This window comes from Streptomyces sp. NPDC005533 (assembly GCF_042871845.1).
GTDB lineage: Bacteria > Actinomycetota > Actinomycetes > Streptomycetales > Streptomycetaceae > Streptomyces.
In genome coordinates, this window is the sequence record NZ_JBIAJH010000025.1 from 1 (window position 1) to 18964 (window position 18964).

Here is an 18964-nt window from a genome sequence, read left to right on the forward strand (position 1 = left end):
AAGCGACCGCTCCGATCCCCGCCGCCACAGCGGCATGAGACGGCTCTCAAGAGCCCGTCACTGCGGCTTGACAGCATCATTGGGAATCTCCTTCGCCCAGTACGAGACCAGGCTCGTGCAGACCTGGGCGGGGGAGGAAGGGCTGGCGGAAGGGCTCTGCGAGGCCGCCGCGGGGGGTGGTGCGGAGGAAGAGCATCCGGTCAGGGCGAGCGCCGCGAGGAGGGTGTGGGCGGCGTACCGGGCCGAACGTGGCGTGGTCCCCATGAGGGGAAGGTAGGCGGTCACCATCGGTGACACAACAGATGTCACCGCGAAGCGTGCGGACTGGCGGATTCCGGGCGGTTGCGGGTGGGGCCCGGTCCGGGAACGTGCGCAGGCCCGGTTCCCCCGCCTCCGGGGCGGTGGAACCGGGCCTGTGCAGTCGGGGCCGTGCAGTCGGTTCAGGCGCCCGCGGGGGCCTCGGCGGCGGCGCCGGCGGACTGGTCGACCTCGCGCAGCAGGCAGGTCAGCCGGGCGGTGCAGATCCGCTTGTCCTGCTCGTCGGTGATGACGATCTCGAAGGTGGTCGTCGAGCGGCCGCGGTGCACGGGGGTGGCGACGCCGGTGACGACGCCGCTGCGGGCGCCCCGGTGGTGCGTGCAGTTCAGGTCCACGCCGACGGCGATCTTGGTGATGCCGCCGTGCATCATCGCGCCGATCGAGCCGAGGGTTTCGGCCAGGACGGCGGAGGCCCCGCCGTGCAGCAGCCCGTACGGCTGGGTGTTGCCCTTGACGGGCATCGTGCCGACGACGCGGTCGGCCGAGGCCTCCAGGATGCGGATGTCCATCCGCTCGCCGAGGTCTCCCGCCGAGAACAGCGCGGGGAGGTCGATCCCCAGGGCCGCGTACTCGTCGAGGACCTCCTGCGGGAACTTCACTGCGTGCTGCTCGCCCATGCTCAGGCTCCGTTCGTCAACGCTCGTTAACCTTCTTGTCCTGAGGTCGTTCTATCAGGCCGGTTCGAAACGCACGACGACGGACTTGCTCGCCGGGGTATTGCTGGTGTCCGCGGTGGAGTCCAGCGGGACCAGCACGTTCGTCTCGGGGTAGTACGCGGCGGCGCAGCCGCGGGCCGTCGGGTAGTGCACGACGCGGAAGCCGGGCGCGCGCCGCTCCACGCCGTCCTTCCACTCGCTCACCAGGTCGGTGTACGAGCCGTCGACCAGGCCCAGCTCGGCCGCGTCCTGCGGGTTGACCATCACGACCCGGCGACCGCCGGTGATGCCGCGGTAGCGGTCGTCGAGGCCGTAGATCGTGGTGTTGTACTGGTCGTGGCTGCGCAGGGTCTGCAGGAGCAGCCGGCCCTCGGGGACCTTCGGGAACTCGACGGGCGCGGCGGTGAAGTTCGCCTTGCCGGTGGCGGTGGGGAAGCGGCGCTCGTCGCGCGGGGCGTGCGGCAGCCGGAAGCCGCCGGGGCGGGCCACCTTGGCGTTGAAGTCCTCGAAGCCGGGGATCACGCGGGCGATCCGGTCGCGGATCGAGGCGTAGTCCCGCTCGAACTCCTCCCACGGGGTGGCGGAGGCGGCGCCGAGGACGGCGCGGGCCATCCGGGCCACGATCGCGGGTTCGGAGAGCAGGTGCGGGCTCGCGGGGGCGAGGTTGCCGCGGGAGGAGTGGACCATGCCCATGGAGTCCTCGACCGTGACGAACTGCTTGCCGGAGGCCTGGACGTCCTTGTCGGTGCGGCCGAGGGTGGGCAGGATCAGGGCGCGCCGGCCCGTGACCGCGTGGGAGCGGTTCAGCTTGGTGGAGACGTGCACGGTCAGGGAGGCGCGGCGGATCGCGGCCTCGGTGACGTCGGTGTCGGGGGTGGCCCCGACGAAGTTGCCGCCCATGGCGAAGAGGACCTTGGCCTTGCCGTCGCGCAGGGCCTCGATGGAGCGGACCACGTCGAAGCCGTGCCCGCGCGGCGAGGTGATGCCGAATTCCTTGTCGAGGGCGTCGAGGAAGGCGGGCGCGGGCCGCTCGAAGATCCCCATGGTGCGGTCGCCCTGCACGTTGGAGTGGCCGCGGACCGGGCAGACGCCGGCGCCGGGCCGCCCGATGTTGCCGCGCAGCAGGAGGAGGTTGACGACCTCGCGGATGGTGGCGACGGCGTGCTTGTGCTGGGTGAGGCCCATGGCCCAGCAGACGATGGTGCGCTCCGAGGCCAGGACCATGGCGAGCGCCTGCTCGATCTCCGGCCGGGTCAGGCCGGTGGCGGTGAGGGTCTGCGCCCAGTCGGCCTCCTTGGCGGTGGCCGCGAACTCCTCGTAGCCGTGGGTGTGCTCGCGGATGAAGGCCTCGTCGGTGGCGCCTTCCGTCTCGATGACGAGCTTGTTGAGGAGGCGGAAGAGGGCCTGGTCGCCGCCGATGCGGATCTGCAGGAAGAGGTCGTTGAGGGCGGTGCCCTTGAGCATGCCGAGGGGGGTCTGCGGGTTCTTGAACCGCTCCATGCCGGCCTCGGGCAGCGGATTCACCGAGATGATCTTCGCGCCGGCGGACTTGGCCTGTTCGAGGGCGGAGAGCATGCGCGGGTGGTTCGTACCGGGGTTCTGTCCGGCGACGATGATCAGGTCGGCCCGGTGGAGGTCCTCCAGGGAGACGCTGCCCTTGCCGATGCCGATGGTCTCGTTCAGCGCGGAGCCCGAGGACTCGTGGCACATGTTGGAGCAGTCGGGCAGGTTGTTCGTGCCGAACTCGCGGGCGAAGAGCTGGAAGAGGAACGCGGCCTCGTTGCTGGTGCGGCCCGAGGTGTAGAAGAGGGCCTCGTCGGGGGAGGCGAGGGCGGTCAGCTCCTCGGCGATGATCTCGAAGGCCCGCTCCCAGGGGACCGCCTCGTAGTGGTCGGCGCCTTCGGGGAGGTACATGGGCTCGGTGATCCGGCCCTGCTGGCCCAGCCAGTACCCGGTGCGGCGGGCGAGGTCGGCCAGGGAGTGCTCGGCGAAGAAGTCCGGGGTGACCCGGCGCAGGGTGGCCTCCTCCGCGACGGCCTTGGCGCCGTTCTCGCAGAACTCGGCGGTGTGCCGCTTGTCGCCCTCGGGCCAGGCGCAGCCCGGGCAGTCGAAGCCGTCCTTCTGGTTGACCTTGAGCAGGGTGCGGGCGGTGCGGGCCACGCCCATCTGCTGCTGGGCGATCCGCAGGGTGTGCCCGATCGCGGGCAGCCCCGCGGCCGCGTGTTTCGGGGGCGCGACCTGCGGAGCATCCTGTACCGGATCACCTGCGGGCGGCTTGGTGGCCATGACGCTCCCCTTTGAACAGTCCTGTCGTATACACCGATCCTGTCACGCCCCGCCGACATCGCCGACGGCGGATTTGCCCCTCCGCACAGGCCGTCCGGATTTGTCGGTGGGGGCGCCTAGGATCGGGGGCGTGGCAGAGACAGCATCGAAGAAGACGGACCAGACGACCGCAGCGGACCGCCCCCGCCTGATGCTCATGGACGGGCACTCCCTGGCGTACCGGGCGTTCTTCGCGCTGCCCGCGGAGAACTTCACGACCGCGACCGGCCAGCCGACCAACGCCATCTACGGCTTCGCGTCGATGCTGGCGAACACGCTGCGCGACGAGGCGCCCACGCACTTCGCGGTGGCGTTCGACGTCTCGCGCAAGACGTGGCGCTCGACGGAGTTCCCCGAGTACAAGGCGAACCGCTCCAAGACCCCCGACGAGTTCAAGGGGCAGGTCGAGCTGATCGGCGAGCTGCTCGACGCGATGCACGTGCCGCGGTTCGCGATCGACGGCTTCGAGGCCGACGACGTGATCGCGACGCTGGCGACGCAGGCGGAGGCCCTCGGCTTCGACGTGCTGATCGTCACCGGCGACCGGGACTCCTTCCAGCTGGTGTCCGAGCACACCACCGTGCTCTACCCCACCAAGGGCGTCTCCGAGCTCACCCGGTTCACGCCCGAGAAGGTCGAGGAGAAGTACGGGCTCACCCCGCAGCAGTACCCGGACTTCGCGGCGCTGCGCGGCGACCCGTCCGACAACCTGCCGGGCATCCCCGGCGTCGGCGAGAAGACCGCCGCCAAGTGGATCACCCAGTTCGGGTCGTTCGCGGAGCTCGTGGAGCGCGCCGAGGAGGTCAAGGGCAAGGCCGGGCAGAACTTCCGGGACCACCTGGAGGCCGTCAAGCTCAACCGGGTCCTGACCGAGATGGTCAAGGACGTGGAGCTGCCCAAGGCCCCCGCCGACCTGGTCCGCCTGCCGTACGACCGCACCGCCGTGCTCGGCGTGCTGGACGTCCTGGAGATCCGCAACGCCTCGCTGCGCGAGCGGCTGCTCGCCGTGGACCCCGGCACGGCCGAGGAGGAGCCCCCGGCTCCGGTCGCGGGGGGTGTGGAGCTGGACGGCTCCGTGCTGGGCTCGGGCGAGCTCGCGCCGTGGCTCGAAGCGCACGCGGGCGCACCGCTGGGCGTGTCCACCGTCGACAGCTGGGCGCTGGGACAGGGCAACGTCAGCGAGATCGCGCTGGCCTCGGCCACGGGCGCGGCCGCCTGGTTCGAGCCGTCCGAGCTGGACGAGGCCGACGAGCGGGCCTTCGCGGCCTGGGCGGCCGATGCGACGAAGCCGAAGATCGTGCACAACGCCAAGGGCCTGATGCGGGTCTTCCCCGAGCACGGCTGGAGCCTCGCGGGCGTCACCATGGACACCGCGCTCGCCGCCTACCTGGTGAAGCCGGGCCGCCGCTCGTTCGCGCTCGACGCGCTGTCCAACGAGTACCTGCACCGGGAGCTCCAGCCCGCCGCCGCCGACGGCCAGCTGGCCTTCGGCGCCGACGACACGGCCGAGGCCGAGGCGCTGATGGCGCAGGCCCGCGCGGTCCTCGACCTGGGCGAAGCCTTCACCGACAAGCTCGCCGAGGTGGGCGCCGTCGAGCTGCTGCACGACATGGAGCTGCCGACCTCCGAGCTCCTCGCCCGTATGGAGCGGTACGGCATCGCCGCCGACCGCGACCACCTGGAGGCCATGGAGCAGCAGTTCGCCGGAGCCGTGCAGCAGGCGGTGAAGGAGGCGCACGCGGCCGTCGGCCACGAGTTCAACCTCGGCTCGCCCAAGCAGCTCCAGGAGGTCTTCTTCGGGGAGCTGGACCTGCCCAAGACCAAGAAGACCAAGACCGGGTACACCACGGACGCGGACGCGCTGGCCTGGCTGGCCACGCAGACCGACCACGACCTGCCCGTGATCATGCTCCGCCACCGGGAGCAGGCCAAGCTGCGCGTCACCGTCGAGGGCCTGGTCAAGACCATCGCCGCCGACGGCCGGGTGCACACCAGCTTCAGCCAGACCGTCGCCGCGACAGGCCGGCTGTCCTCCACCGACCCCAACCTGCAGAACGTGCCGGTGCGCACCGACGAGGGCCGGGCCATCCGCCGCGGCTTCGTCGTCGGCGAGGGCTTCGAGTCCCTCATGACGGCCGACTACAGCCAGATCGAGCTGCGCGTGATGGCCCACCTCTCCGAGGACGAGGGCCTGATCGAGGCCTTCGCGACCGGCGAGGACCTGCACACCACGGTCGCCTCCCAGGTCTTCGCCGTGGAGCGGTCCCAGGTCGACGCCGAGATGCGCCGCAAGATCAAGGCCATGTCGTACGGCCTGGCGTACGGGCTCTCCGCGTTCGGTCTCGCCCAGCAGCTGAACATCGAGCCCGCCGAGGCGCGCGGCCTGATGGAGACGTACTTCGAGCGGTTCGGCGGCGTGCGGGACTACCTGCGGCGCGTCGTCGACGAGGCCCGGGCCACGGGCTACACGGCGACCGTCTTCGGCCGCCGCCGGTACCTGCCCGACCTCAACAGCGACAACCGCCAGCGCCGCGAGGCCGCCGAGCGGATGGCGCTCAACGCCCCCATCCAGGGCACGGCCGCCGACATCGTCAAGGTCGCGATGCTGCGCGTGGACAAGGCGATCACCGGGGCCGGGCTGCGCTCGCGGATGCTGCTCCAGGTCCACGACGAAATCGTCCTGGAGATCGCCCCGGGCGAGCGCGAGCAGGTCGAGGAGCTGGTGCGGCGCGAGATGGGCGCCGCCGTCGAGCTCCGGGCCGCACTGGACGTGTCCGTCGGCGTCGGCGCGGACTGGGAGTCCGCCGCGCACTGAGGCCCGTACGGCCAGGGCAGCGCCCGTCCCCGCTCAGCCGGTGGGGACGGGCGTCCGCGTTTCCTCGTCCGTGCGGGCGCCGCGGTCGTCGCGGTGCCGCAGCCGTACGAGCACCCCGTACAGGAGCAGGGCCACGGCGAGGCCGCCGCCCGCGCCGAAGCAGACGGTCGGAATGATGTCGAGCGGCGTACGGATCCGGTCGAAGAAGGTGAAGAAGCGGATCACGCGCAGCGTGACCCCGGCCGCCACGCACCCCACCACCAGGGCGAGCGCGCCCCAGACCTCCGCCCGGCCGAGCACCGGCACCGACGCGGGGGCGGGGGAGGCGGGCAGCCGCCGCAGGGCCGTCACGGTGAACCAGAGCAGCGCGCAGGCCGCGACCGCCGAAGTGCCGTACTGCAGGTACGAGTAGAGGGGCAGGCCGAAGGCGAACGGCTCCTCCAGCTCCGGCAGGGCGTTCGTCCCCCAGCGGTCGCCGTGCGTGAAGCTGTCCCACACCACGTGGGTGAGGGAGCCGACGACGGCCGACACGTAGAACCACGCGGCGAGCGCGGGCAGTCGGCGGCGGGCACGCCACTCCTCGCCGCGCACGAAGGCGTGCACCCTGCCCCGCCAGCCGCGCGGCAGGAGGGCGATCAGCGGCTCGCGCAGCAGCAGCCAGCACCCCACCAGGGCCGCGGTGAGCACGGCGTCCAGGGTGAACACCCCGGCAAGCGAGTGCGTGAAGGCCCCGTAGGCCATGACGCCCTCGACGACCGCGTCCGTGAAGTAGAAGGTGTCCGGTGCGAACGACCCGAGGACCAAGGCCGAGGCGACGAGGGGGCCCCGCGCACGCCCTGTCCGGCGGACGGCCGGAAGGACGGCGGCCGCGTGGCTGAGAGTGAACGGCATGGCACCTCTTCTGGACGTTCTCATGGATGTTCTCGTGGACGGGCCCCCCTCGGCGCCGAGCGGCGCGGAGGATGCGAACCGGTCCGGTGCAGGCCGCCGGGGTCACCAGCCGAAGGCGCCGCCCTCGACGAGGATAAGCAGGCCGATGCCGACCAGGACCAGCGGCAGCAGGATGTGACCCCAGCGTGCGAGGCCCTCGGCGATGACGGGCCGGGTCGCGAAGAACCTGCCCGCAGAGCACCACACGGCCACCAGTACGAGGAACACCGCGGCGTACACGGTCATCCCGCCGGCGCCGGCGGTCGCGAACACGGGCACGTAGACACCGATGTTGTCGCCGCCGTTGGCGAAGGTGACGGCCGCGACCTCCAGCGGGCCCGGCCCGCCCCGCCCGGTCTCCTCCGCCCCTTCCTCCTCGTCCTCGCCGCCGTCCCGGTGGTCCTGCCAGGCCTGCCAGGCGGCCTTGAGGCCCAAGGCCAGCGGCAGCAGACCGAGGTAGGGGAGGGCGGACTCGGGCAGGAAGGTGGCGCCGAACGCGGCGGCCACCGCCACGACGAGGATCGCGGCGAAGCCCAGGTACTGGCCCAGCACGATCCGGCGGGTGGCTCCGGGGTGCCCGGCGCCCTGGGCGAAGAACAGCGCCAGGATCAGGACGTCGTCGATGTTGGTCACGGCGAACAGCCCGGCCGCCTGCCCGATGATGCCCAGCTCCACGTGTGGCCGCTCTCCTTCGACTCGGGTGTCCCGGTGACGCTACCGGCAGTCGAACCCCGGCGACCCAGGGGTCAAAGGCCGTCGCTGTCCACTCTCCTGACTCCCGTGGACAAAGCGACCTACTTCGGGCCAATGCCTCCGACGGGGCCCGGCCGTATGCGTGACCTGCGCACGGACGTGGTGATGTGGTGAATTCCGGCCCCCTTTCCGTGCCCTTTACAGGGAGTTGACGTATGGTCACGCGGACGTCGAGGGGGAGGGGTCCGGATCATGTCGGCTCGAATAATCGGACGCAGGCTGCGCAAGGGGGCGGCAGCCGCCCTGGTCTCCGCGCTGGTGGCCGCCGCGCTCACCGCCTCGCAGGGGCCGGCGGGCGCGGGCGAGGACCACACGGTCGCCGTCGGTGAGGACGAACCGGTCCCCCCGGCGGACGCGAGCGGCGGCGACTCCGACTACATCACCGAACTCCCGCCCCTGGTGGGCCCGGAGCCGCCGGCCGTGGCGCCGGCCGACGACGCGCAGCCGTCGCGGCCGCAGACCCCGGAGACGGCGATGGCGCCGGTGCTCGCCGGGACCGGACCGGCCGAGGGGGCGCAGGGGATACCGGCGAGCGTACTGGCGGCCTACCTGCGCGCGGAGAAGGCCGTGGGGCAGAGCGACCCCGGATGCGGACTGCGCTGGCAACTCCTCGCGGCGATCGGCAAGGTGGAGTCCGGTCAGGCGCGCGGCGGTCAGGTGGACGCGGCCGGGACCACCCTGCGGCCGATCCTGGGGCCCGTGCTCGACGGCAACGGCTTCGCGAACATCTCCGACACGGACGGCGGGGCCTATGACGGGGACGCACGGTACGACCGGGCGGTCGGGCCGATGCAGTTCATCCCCTCCACGTGGGCGGCGTGGGGCCAGGACGCGGACGGCGACGGGCGCCGCAACCCGAACAACGTGCACGACGCGGCCCTCGCGGCGGGGCGGTACCTGTGCGCGGGCACCCGGGACCTGCGGACGGACGCGGACCTGGACCGGGCGGTGCTCTCCTACAACCACTCCACGGAGTACCTGCGGACGGTCCGGTCCTGGTTCACGTACTACCTCAAGGGCACGTACGAGGTCCCGGACCGCCCCGGCACGGCGGCGGGCACCCCCACGGCACCGGCACCGAAGCCCAGCCCGACGCCCACGCCGAAGCCGACCCCCACCCCGACGCCGTCTCCGGACCCCAAGCCCACCCCCACGCCGACCCCCACGCCCACGCCCACGCCCACGCCGACGCCGACTCCCACCCCGACTCCGACGCCGACTCCGACCCCCAGCCCCACGCCGACGCCGACCCCGTCGCCCATACCGACCCCGTCGCCCTCGTCCACGGCCACCACGCCCCCGAAGGCCACCCCGACGCCGAAGCCCACACCGTCCGCCTCAGCCTCAGCCTCAGCCTCCGCGTCCGCGTCGCCGTCCTCCCTCCACGCGGTCCCACTGTTCCCAACGGAGTTGTGACGCCGAGTACTTGAGCGACATAGTGAGGGATCGGACGGGTGGTGGCCGGTGGCGCCCGGGCAGGCGATCGACGGGGGCGGACGGTTGAGCGGGACAGTACCTCGGCAGGCCGACGAGGCGGCTGAGCAGACGGGCGGGGACGGCGCCGCCGCCGCTCGACCGCGCGCCCTGCCGGCGGCGGCCACCGCGGCCCTCGGCGTCCTGCTGCTGGCGGAAGTGGTCCTGCTGTGCGCCGGGTTGCTGAGCCTGTGGCCGATCCTCCTCGCCCTGGTCGCGCCCGGGACGGACGCGACGGCCACGGCGCGCTGGTCGCCCCTGGGCCTGGGGGAATGGGCCCTCACCGCCGATGTCGCCATGCTCCTCGCGGTGATCGTCTGCAGCGCCCTCGGCAGCTTCGTCCACGCGGCCACCTCCTTCGCGACGTACGTGGGCAACCGGCGGCTGTACGCGAGCTGGCTGTGGTGGTACCTGCTGAGGGCGGGCATCGGCGTCGCGCTGGCGTTGCTCGTGTACCTGCTCCTGCGAGGAGGCCTGTTCGCGGGGAGCTCCGGCGCTGGGGCGACGAACCCGTACGGCTTCTCCGGCATCGCCGGACTCTGCGGCCTGTTCTCGAAGCAGGCGACGGACAAGCTGCGCGAGATCTGCGACACGATCCTCAGCACCAAGGGCGACGGCGACCGCGATCGACGGGACAAGCTGGCCGCCGCCGGGCAGCACAGGGACCCGGACCCCGCCGGGCCGTGAGCCGGTCCGGGACGAACCGGACCAAGCATGGGGAAACGCCCTCCGGCATGCGGCTCGCTCGCAGGTCAGGGGGCGCTTCGCGTGATCGGCCGCGCAGACGGTTCTCATCTCGCCTCCACGTTGCTACGGTGCCCCCGCCCTGACGCCCTATCAGATTCCGGAGGCCCGGCATGCGCGCATTCGTCGCCGCCGCCAGCGGGCTCGTCCTCGCGGTGCTCCTCGTCCTCGCCGTCACGGCGTTCGGGGCGCCCGAGGGCAAGACCTCACCCAGGCCCCTGCTCACCACCGCGCCCCCCGCGCCCGGAAAGTAGAGGAGGGCCCGGCCTTGCGACGCAGAGCGAGCCTCGTCCTGCTGGCCCTAGCCGTGTTCTGCGCAGCCTTCGCGCCGCTGCTGCGCTGGTACGCGTACCCCCGCCTCGCCAAGATCCCGCCGAGCCAGTACCAGGAGATGGTCCTGGAGGCGAAGGACGCGACCCTCCTCGACTACGCCGGCGGCATGCAGCCCAAGAAGGTCGACAAGGTCACGATCGTCCAGACCCTCAAGGGCAACGTGGAGGCGTCGCGGGAGATCGAGTCGAGCGCCGGCAAGGACGTCGTCGTCTGGGACACGCTGTCCTACATCATCGGGCCCGACGGCAAGATGGTCTCCCAGATCCCCGAGCGCTACATCTTCGACGCCCACACCCAGGATCCGGTGCACGCCACCGGGGAGATGGTCGACGGGGACGCCGTCAAGCGCGAGGGCATCGAGTTCAAGTGGCCCTTCTTCACCGAGCCGCGCGACTACCTGTACTTCGACGCCCAGACCCGCAGCTCCTCGCCGATCCACTACGTCGGACCGCGCACGTTCAAGGGCATGGACGTCTACTACTTCGAGCAGACGATCCCCTGGACCAAGGTCCCCATGCCGAAGAAGATGCCGATCGAGGGCATCGACCCCACGACGATCGAGGCGGCCACCGGAACCACCCTCTGGTACACCGCCAAGGTGAGGTTCTGGGTCGACCCGGTGACCGGAGCCCCGGTCAACGCCGAGCAGGACATCCAGCAGGAGATGCGCGGCGGCATCGCGGCGGGCGGCCCCGACGGCAAGCTCACCGCCTTCGCCGGGCACGTGACGATGCGCGAGGACTACTCCGACCACACGGTCGACCTCGTCAAGTCCAACCGTACGAAGATCCTCGCGCTGCACACCTACGCGCCGATCGGCCTGACGGCCGGCGGGCTCGCGCTCCTCGGGCTGGCGCTGTGGCTGGAGGCCCGCGGCCGCCGGGTGCGGGAGGAAGAGGAAGAGCAAGAGGAACGAGTGGGAGAAGGGGTCAGCGCCTGAGGCGGGCGTTGGTGTGGCGGGTGGGCTCGGCGGTGGCCGGGTCCTCCGGCCAGGGGTGCTTGGGGTAGCGGCCGCGCAGCTCGGCGCGGACGGCGCGGTAACCGCCCTGCCAGAAGGAGGCGAGGTCGGCCGTGACGGCCGCGGGCCGCCCCGCGGGCGACAGCAGGTGCACCAGGACCGGCACACCGGCCACCTTCGGGGTCTCGGCCAGTCCGAACAGCTCCTGGAGCTTCACCGCGAGCACCGGCTGTCCGTGCTCGGCGGAGTAGTCCAGCCGGATCCGGGATCCGCTGGGCACCTCCAGGCGCTCCGGAGCCAGCTCGTCCAGCCGGGCGGCCTCGCCGGTGGCCCACGGCAGCAGCCGGTTCAGGGCCTGCCCGGCGTCGATCCGCCCCAGGTCCGAGCGGCGCCGGGCCCGCGACAGCTCGGGCTCCAGCCAGTCGTCGGCGCGGGCCAGGAGCTCCTGGTCGTCGGCCACGTCGGGCCAGGGTGCGCCGAGCGTGCGGTGCAGGAAGCCCAGCCGGGCCCGGAGCGCCTGCGCGTCCGGGGACCAGCGCAGCAGGCCGAGGCCCTCGGTGCGGAGCCCGTCGAGGAGGGCGGCCCGTACGAGTGCCGGGTCCGGGGTGCGCAGGGGGCGTACGGCGAGCTCGATCGCCCCGAGCCGTTCCGCGGCGCGGGCGATCAGGTCCCCGTCCTCCCAGCGCACCTCCTCGCCCTCGGTCCACAGATGGGCGGCGGCGGCCCGGGCGGTGTCCTCGTCGATGACGGCGGCCAGCCGGATCCGGGCGGAAGCGGAGTGCGGGGGCCGGTCGGCGACGGCGACGGCCAACCAGGGCGCGCTGCGCAGCCCCGAGCCGTCACCGAGCTCGGCCCCGGTCCCGGAGGCCATGAGGAAGGCCCCCTGCCCCTTGGCCCGGGCGACCCGCTCGGGGAACGCCAGCGCGGCGACGAGCCCGGCGGCGCCGTCGTCCGGCGGGGTGGGGGAGGGCCCTGCAGGGCTGCGTTCCGCGGCGGCGCGCTCCAGGCGGGTGACCTCCGTGCGCCAGCGCGCCGCGTAGGCGTCGGCGCCCCGCCGGGCCTGCCGCCAGGCCGCGGCCAGGTCGTCCCCGTACTCGCGCGGCGGCTCCTCGCTCAGCAGCGCCACCAGCTCCGCCGCCCGACGGGCACCGACCGCGGCCGAGCCGTCCAGCAGGGCGCGGGCCAGCCGCGGGTGCAGCCCCAGCCGGGCCATCCGCAGCCCCCGCGCGGTCGGCCGCCCCGTCGGGGACACCGCGCCCACCGCGAGCAGCACCTCCCGCGCCGCGGCCATCGCGCCGGCCGGCGGCGGGTCCGGCAGCGCCAGCCCGGCCGCGTCCGGATCGCCCCAGCAGGCCGCCTGCAGGGCGAACTGCGCCAGGTCGGCGACGCGTATCTCCGGTGACGGGAACGCGGGCAGCCGGCCGTCCTCCGCCTCGGCCCAGCAGCGGTACACCGCGCCCGGCGCCTCACGTCCGGCCCGGCCCGCCCGCTGGCGCCCGGCCGCGCGGGACGCCCGTACGGTCGCCAGCGCGCCCAGCCCCCGGGCATGATCCACGCGCGGCTCGCGGGCCAGCCCCGAATCCACCACCACCCGGACCCCGGGAACGGTCAGGCTCGACTCCGCCACCGCGGTGGAAAGGATCACCCGGCGGTGGTCCGAGGCGGTCAGCGCCGCGTCCTGCACGGCCGCCGGGGCCCGGCCGTGGACCTGGAGCACCTGCGCGTCCACCCCGCCCAGCTGCCCGGCGACCCGGGCGATCTCCCCCACGCCCGGCAGGAAGCACAGGACGTCACCGTCGCGCTCCGCCAGCGCCCGCCGCACCACCGAGGCCACGTGCGTCAGCTGCGCCGGATCCACCCGCATCCCGTGCGGCGGCCGCACCGGCCGGGCCGGCGGCGCCCAGACCGTCTCCACCGGGTACGAGATGCCCGCGGCCTCCACCACCGCCGCGCCGCCCAGCACCCGCGCCCAGCCGGCGGAGTCCGTGGTCGCCGAGGCCGCCACGAGCCGCAGCTCCGGGCGCAGGGTCGCCCGTACGTCCACGAGGAACGCGGCGACCGTGTCGGCGTCGAGGTGCCGCTCGTGGCACTCGTCCAGGACCACCACGTCGACCCCGGTCAGCTCCTGGTCGCGCTGGAGCCGCTGGAGCAGGACGCCGGTGGTCACCACCTCCACCACGGTGTCCGGGCCGGCCACCCGCTCCCCGCGCACCGTGAAGCCGACCGGACCGCCGACGGCCCCGCCCAGCAGCCAGGCCATCCGCCGCGCCGCCGCACGGGCGGCGATCCGGCGCGGCTCGGCGACCACGACCCGGCGCCGCGGCCCGCCGCCCACCAGCCCCGCCAGCACCAGCGGCACCAGCGTGGTCTTGCCGGTGCCGGGCGGGGCGCAGAGCACCGCGGCGCCGTGGCCGTCCAGCGCGGAGACGAGCGCGGGCACGGCCTCCCGGACGGGAAGCGCGTCGAGGGCGGCCTGCCGGATCAAGGGATCAGTCCCTCTCGCACACGAAGATCGCGGTGCCGGGGATCAGGTTGCCGCGCAGCGGGGACCAGCCGCCCCACTCCTGGCCGTTCCACTCGGGCCACTCCGGCTCGACCAGGTCGACCAGGCGGAAGCCGCCCGCCACCACGTCGCGCACCCGGTCGCCGAGGGTGCGGTGGTGCTCGACGTACACCGCGCGCCCCTGCTCGTCCTGCTCCACGTACGGGGTCCGGTCGAAGTAGGAGGCGGCGACGGACAACCCCTCGGGCCCCGGCTCGTCGGGGAAGGCCCAGCGGATGGGATGGGTGACGGAGAAGACCCAGCGGCCCCCTGGGCGCAGGACGCGGCGCACCTCGCGCATGACGTTGACGGGGTCGGCGACGAAGGGGACGGCCCCGTAAGCGGAACAGGCCAGGTCGAAGGAGCCGTCGCGGAAGGGCAGCCGCCCGGCGTCGGCCTCGACCAGGGGGACGTCATCACCGATGCGCAGGGCGTGCTGGAGCTGGCGGTGGGAGAGGTCGAGGGCCACCGGGCGGGCGCCCTGCGCGGCGAGCCAGCGCGAGCACTGGGCGGCGCCGGCGCCGATCTCCAGGACGTCCTTGTCCTTCAGGGAGGCGGCGGGGCCGAGGAGGGCCGCATCCGCCTCGTCCAGCCCCTCGGGTCCCCATACGAAGCGGTCGTCCCCGAGGAAGGCGCCGTGCTCGCTCTGGTAGTCGTCGGCGTTGCGGTCCCACCAGCTCCGGCTCGCCCGGCTGCTCTCCGCTTCCCCCGCGTCACGCCGTGTGGCCTCGGCGTCTTCCACGGAGCCGGGATCGGCCTCGTACGCGTCTTCGGAGGCGTAGTCCTCTTGGTTCATGGGGCCCGTCGTCGTAGTCTGCGAATGTCTTCGGAAAGTGGCAGGAAGCGTCAGGAACGCGCTTCCGCCCACGAATTGTGCCGGTTATGCGGTGATCCGCCCGGGGTGTGCGCCTTCGCGCATTGACCCTGTCCGGCCGCCCCCGTATGCTACAAGTTGCGCTGCGAGCCTGTGCTCCTCAGACCTAGCAGGCTGCGCTTGTATCTGTTGATGTCCCCTCGGTTTTCGAGGCCCCGCCGCACTCGCGGAACGGGGGTCTCCTTGGCTGTCCGGCTTCGGCAGATGCCGATAAGGGCTCCCGGCGTAGCAGTACCTACGACTTTCTGTCCGTAACCGGAGCCCTTTCCCACATGACGAGCAGCACCGAGACCACCTCTACCACCCCGCAGGTAGCGGTCAACGACATCGGTAACGAGGAAGCCTTCCTCGCCGCGATCGACGAGACGATCAAGTACTTCAACGACGGCGACATCGTCGACGGCGTCATCGTGAAGGTCGACCGGGACGAGGTCCTGCTCGACATCGGTTACAAGACCGAAGGCGTGATCCCGAGCCGTGAGCTCTCGATCAAGCACGACGTCGACCCGAACGAGGTCGTCAAGGTCGGCGACGAGATCGAGGCCCTGGTTCTCCAGAAGGAGGACAAGGAAGGCCGTCTGATCCTGTCCAAGAAGCGCGCCCAGTACGAGCGCGCCTGGGGCACGATCGAGAAGATCAAGGAAGAAGACGGCATCGTCACCGGTACCGTCATCGAGGTCGTCAAGGGTGGTCTCATCCTCGACATCGGCCTCCGCGGCTTCCTGCCGGCCTCCCTCGTCGAGATGCGCCGCGTCCGCGACCTCCAGCCCTACGTGGGCAAGGAGCTCGAGGCGAAGATCATCGAGCTGGACAAGAACCGCAACAACGTGGTCCTGTCCCGCCGTGCCTGGCTGGAGCAGACCCAGTCCGAGGTCCGCCAGACGTTCCTCACCACCCTGCAGAAGGGTCAGGTCCGCTCCGGCGTCGTTTCCTCGATCGTCAACTTCGGTGCCTTCGTGGACCTGGGTGGCGTCGACGGTCTCGTCCACGTCTCCGAGCTGTCCTGGAAGCACATCGACCACCCGTCCGAGGTTGTCGAGGTCGGCCAGGAAGTCACCGTCGAGGTCCTCGACGTGGACATGGACCGCGAGCGTGTCTCCCTGTCGCTGAAGGCGACGCAGGAGGACCCGTGGCAGCAGTTCGCCCGGACCCACCAGATCGGCCAGGTCGTCCCGGGTAAGGTCACCAAGCTGGTTCCGTTCGGTGCGTTCGTCCGCGTGGACGAGGGCATCGAGGGTCTGGTCCACATCTCCGAGCTGGCCGAGCGCCACGTGGAGATCCCGGAGCAGGTCGTCCAGGTCAACGACGAGATCTTCGTCAAGGTCATCGACATCGACCTTGAGCGTCGCCGGATCTCGCTGTCGCTGAAGCAGGCCAACGAGTCCTTCGGTGCCGACCCGGCGTCGGTCGAGTTCGACCCGACCCTGTACGGCATGGCCGCGTCTTACGACGACCAGGGCAACTACATCTACCCCGAGGGCTTCGACCCCGAGACCAACGACTGGCTCGAGGGCTACGAGAAGCAGCGCGAGGCCTGGGAGACCCAGTACGCCGAGGCGCAGCAGCGCTTCGAGCAGCACCAGGCCCAGGTCATCAAGAGCCGCGAGGCCGACGAGGCCGCTGCCGCCGAGGGCGCTGCCGCCCCGGCCGCCGGTGGCAACGCCGGTGCGGGCATCTCGGGTGGTTCGTACTCCTCGGAGTCGGACGAGACCTCCGGCGCCCTGGCGTCGGACGAGGCCCTGGCCGCGCTCCGCGAGAAGCTGGCCGGCGGCCAGAGCTGATCGCAGCGCGCATCACACTCCGGTGTGAGCAGAGCTGAGTTGAGTTGAACGGTGAGGCCCGTCCCCTTCGGGGGGCGGGCCTCACCGCGTTCACCCGTCGGGCCGCCTCGACTCGCCTCCGCCCGCCTCGATCCGCCCCGACCCGTCGTGGATCCGCCGTCGATTCGGCGCTGAACCGTTCGTCGGCCCGTTGCGTTCCTGTGAATACGGCCAACTGGGGAATGGTGACGCCGCCTTGGACGTTCTTGGCAGGGAACGCGGCGAGGAGGAGTGGTGACGGTGCTTGATCCACAGGGTTTGTACGAATGGGATGCCAAGGGCCTGGCGGTGGCCGACCTGGCGGTCGCCCAGGACTCGGCCGGGCTGGTCATGCTGTACCACTTCGAGGGGTACATCGACGCCGGTGAGGCCGGCGAGCAGATCGTCGAGCGGCTGCTGGACACGCTCCCCCACCAGGTGGTCGCCCGCTTCGACGCGGACCGGCTGGTGGACTACCGGGCGCGCCGCCCACTGCTGACGTTCCAGCGCGACCACTGGACGGAGTTCGAGGAGCCCCGGCTGGAGGTCCGGCTGGTCCAGGACGCCACGGGTGCGCCCTTCCTGCTGCTGTCCGGCCCGGAGCCGGACGTGGAGTGGGAGCGCTTCGCCGTCGCCGTCCGGCAGATCGTCGAGCGCCTCGGGGTCCGGCTCTCGGTCAACTTCCACGGCATTCCGATGGGCGTGCCGCACACCCGCCCCGTGGGCATCACCCCGCACGGCAACCGGACCGACCTCATGCCGGGGCACCGCAGCCCCTTCGACGAGGCCCAGGTGCCGGGCAGCGCGGAGTCCCTGGTGGAATTCCGCCTGGCCCAGGCCGGGCACGACGTGCTGGGGGTCGCCGCGCACGTACCGCACTACGTCGCCCGCTCCCCGTACCCGGACGCCGCACTGACGGTGCTGGAGGCGATCACGGCGGCGACCGGGCTGGTCCTGCCGGCCGTGGCGCACGCGCTGCGGACCGAGGCGCACCGCACGCAGACGGAGATCGACCGGCAGATCCGGGAGGGCGACGAGGAACTCGTCAGCCTGGTGCAGGGGCTGGAGCACCAGTTCGACGCGGCTGCCGGAGCCGAGACCCGCGGCAACATGATCGCCGAGCCCGCGGAGATTCCGTCGGCGGACGAGATCGGGCGCGAGTTCGAGCGCTTCCTGGCGGAACGCGAGGGCGAGAACTGACGCCGTGGGCGCCTACCGGACCGCCCGCCGGGGACCGGGGCACAGCCCTTAGGCTGCGGGCATGCTGAAAGTAGGACTGACGGGCGGAATCGGCGCCGGCAAGAGCGAGGTCTCGCGGCTGCTGGCGGGGTACGGGGCGGTCGTGGTCGACGCCGACCGGATCGCGCGCGAGGTGGTGGAGCCCGGTACGCCGGGGCTCGCCGCCGTCGTGGCGGCCTTCGGCGAGTCGGTGCTGACCGCCGAGGGGGCGCTGGACCGGCCGAAGCTCGGATCCATCGTGTTCGCGGACCCGGCGAAGCTCCGGACGCTCAACGCGATCGTGCACCCGCTGGTCGGGGCCCGGTCGGCCGAGCTGGAAGCCGCCGCGGGGGCGGACGCGATCGTGGTGCACGACGTACCGCTGCTCGCGGAGAACGGCCTGGCACCGCTCTACGACCTGGTGGTCGTGGTGGACGCCGCGCCGCAGACGCAGCTGGCGCGGCTGACCGCCCTGCGCGGGATGGCCGAGGAGGAGGCGCGGGCCCGGATGGCCGCGCAGGCCACGCGGGAGCAGCGGCTCGCGGTGGCGACCCTCGTGATCGACAACGACGGGCCGCTGGCGGCGCTGGAGCCGCAGGTGCGCACGGTGTGGGAGGAGCTCACGGCGCGGGCCGCCGCCGGGACCTCCTGACGTGCACCGGGTGACCGGCCGGGCGCCCTGACACGTCCCCTGACGTGTGCTGCGCGGACGTGTGCCCAGACGTGTGCCGCGCGGACGTGTGCCCTGACGTGTGCATGGAATACCGGCCGTGGTGGGGGCGTTGAACGCGGCCGTAGAGGGAAGGATCCAGACCGTGTCCGAAACCACGCGCCCCACGCCGTCCAGCCCGGAAACCCACGTCATCGACTTCCGGGCCGCGGAGCAGCTGCTGGCCGCGCGCGACCCGCGTGGCGCGGTCAAGCTGCTCGACTCGGTCATAGCCGCCCACCCGGAGAACACGGCGGCCCGCCTGCTGCGGGCCCGGGCCTTCTTCGCGGCCGCCCAACTGCGCCCGGCGGAGCTGGAGTTCGAGCTGGTGCTGGAACGCGAGCCGGACAACGCCTTCGCCCACTTCGCGCTGGCCCGTACCCATCAGCGCGCGGGCCGCCCGGAGCAGGCGCGCAAGCACTTCCGCCTGGCCGCGGCCCTCGACCCGCAGCCGGAGTACCTGGCGGCGGCCCGTTTCGACGACCAGGCCTGATCCGGCCGCCCACGGGCGCCCGCC

16 protein-coding genes are annotated in these 18964 nt (G+C 72.4%); 9 read left to right on the forward strand and 7 right to left on the reverse strand.

The window, feature by feature from the left end:
- Nucleotides 1-57: 57 nt before the first annotated feature.
- The 3 genes from ACFYP3_RS24005 to ACFYP3_RS24015 all read right to left on the reverse strand — a co-directional run bounded on the left by ACFYP3_RS24005 (nt 58) and on the right by ACFYP3_RS24015 (nt 3260).
- Entirely contained in the window at nt 58-264 is a 207-nt protein-coding gene (locus ACFYP3_RS24005) for a hypothetical protein (RefSeq protein WP_388836022.1), read from the reverse strand.
- 176 nt (nt 265-440) lie between these two features.
- Nucleotides 441-935: a PaaI family thioesterase gene (locus ACFYP3_RS24010; protein ID WP_388836025.1), complete on the reverse strand. Its 495-nt coding sequence runs from the start codon at nt 933-935 to the stop codon at nt 441-443.
- A 54-nt stretch (nt 936-989) separates the two neighbouring features.
- Nucleotides 990-3260, reverse strand: coding sequence for an FdhF/YdeP family oxidoreductase (locus tag ACFYP3_RS24015; RefSeq protein WP_388836027.1), 2271 nt, complete (start codon nt 3258-3260; stop codon nt 990-992).
- A gap of 130 nt (nt 3261-3390) precedes the next feature.
- Here ACFYP3_RS24015 and polA point away from each other — a divergent pair, with 130 nt between their 5' ends.
- On the forward strand, nt 3391-6114 hold the full coding sequence (gene polA / locus ACFYP3_RS24020) for a DNA polymerase I (protein WP_388836030.1): 2724 nt from the start codon (nt 3391-3393) through the stop codon (nt 6112-6114).
- Between the two features lie 33 nt (nt 6115-6147).
- Here polA and ACFYP3_RS24025 read toward each other — a convergent pair whose 3' ends face one another.
- Both ACFYP3_RS24025 and ACFYP3_RS24030 read right to left on the reverse strand, forming a co-directional pair.
- The gene (locus ACFYP3_RS24025) at nt 6148-7005 is read right to left on the reverse strand and encodes a DUF4184 family protein (protein ID WP_388836033.1); all 858 of its coding nucleotides are present in this window, start codon (nt 7003-7005) and stop codon (nt 6148-6150) included.
- Nucleotides 7006-7107: 102 nt separating this feature from the next.
- Nucleotides 7108-7719 carry a cadmium resistance transporter gene (locus ACFYP3_RS24030; protein WP_388836036.1) on the reverse strand — a complete coding sequence of 204 codons (612 nt, stop codon included), beginning with the start codon at nt 7717-7719 and terminating at the stop codon, nt 7108-7110.
- Between the two features lie 270 nt (nt 7720-7989).
- Here ACFYP3_RS24030 and ACFYP3_RS24035 point away from each other — a divergent pair, with 270 nt between their 5' ends.
- The 4 genes from ACFYP3_RS24035 (at nt 7990) to ACFYP3_RS24050 (ending at nt 11287) form a co-directional block, all read left to right on the forward strand.
- Nucleotides 7990-9213 carry a lytic murein transglycosylase gene (locus ACFYP3_RS24035; protein WP_388836039.1) on the forward strand — a complete coding sequence of 408 codons (1224 nt, stop codon included), beginning with the start codon at nt 7990-7992 and terminating at the stop codon, nt 9211-9213.
- Nucleotides 9214-9297: 84 nt separating this feature from the next.
- The gene (locus tag ACFYP3_RS24040) at nt 9298-9957 is read left to right on the forward strand and encodes a hypothetical protein (protein ID WP_388836042.1); all 660 of its coding nucleotides are present in this window, start codon (nt 9298-9300) and stop codon (nt 9955-9957) included.
- Nucleotides 9958-10127: 170 nt separating this feature from the next.
- A complete protein-coding gene (locus tag ACFYP3_RS24045; RefSeq protein WP_388836045.1) occupies nt 10128-10268 on the forward strand; it encodes an SPW_0924 family protein in 141 nt (46 codons plus the stop codon).
- Nucleotides 10269-10282: 14 nt separating this feature from the next.
- Nucleotides 10283-11287, forward strand: coding sequence for a DUF3068 domain-containing protein (locus ACFYP3_RS24050; protein ID WP_388836048.1), 1005 nt, complete (start codon nt 10283-10285; stop codon nt 11285-11287).
- On the opposite strand, the gene hrpB is transcribed toward ACFYP3_RS24050, so the two are convergent.
- Entirely contained in the window at nt 11277-13790 is a 2514-nt protein-coding gene (hrpB, locus tag ACFYP3_RS24055) for an ATP-dependent helicase HrpB (RefSeq protein ID WP_388836051.1), read from the reverse strand. The two genes, ACFYP3_RS24050 and hrpB, sit on opposite strands and share 11 nt — an antisense overlap.
- 4 nt (nt 13791-13794) lie before the next feature.
- On the reverse strand, nt 13795-14643 hold the full coding sequence (locus ACFYP3_RS24060) for a class I SAM-dependent methyltransferase (RefSeq protein ID WP_388836053.1): 849 nt from the start codon (nt 14641-14643) through the stop codon (nt 13795-13797).
- A 350-nt stretch (nt 14644-14993) separates the two neighbouring features.
- Here ACFYP3_RS24060 and rpsA point away from each other — a divergent pair, with 350 nt between their 5' ends.
- From rpsA to ACFYP3_RS24080, 4 genes are all read left to right on the forward strand, one after another.
- Nucleotides 14994-16502 (forward strand): 30S ribosomal protein S1, encoded by a 1509-nt coding sequence (gene rpsA, locus ACFYP3_RS24065; RefSeq protein WP_327413389.1) that lies wholly within the window; start codon nt 14994-14996, stop codon nt 16500-16502.
- A 279-nt stretch (nt 16503-16781) separates the two neighbouring features.
- Nucleotides 16782-17720 carry a PAC2 family protein gene (locus tag ACFYP3_RS24070; RefSeq protein ID WP_388836056.1) on the forward strand — a complete coding sequence of 313 codons (939 nt, stop codon included), beginning with the start codon at nt 16782-16784 and terminating at the stop codon, nt 17718-17720.
- A gap of 61 nt (nt 17721-17781) precedes the next feature.
- Nucleotides 17782-18390 (forward strand): dephospho-CoA kinase, encoded by a 609-nt coding sequence (gene coaE, locus ACFYP3_RS24075; RefSeq protein WP_388836059.1) that lies wholly within the window; start codon nt 17782-17784, stop codon nt 18388-18390.
- A gap of 163 nt (nt 18391-18553) precedes the next feature.
- The gene (locus ACFYP3_RS24080) at nt 18554-18940 is read left to right on the forward strand and encodes a tetratricopeptide repeat protein (protein WP_388836062.1); all 387 of its coding nucleotides are present in this window, start codon (nt 18554-18556) and stop codon (nt 18938-18940) included.
- Nucleotides 18941-18964: the final 24 nt, after the last annotated feature.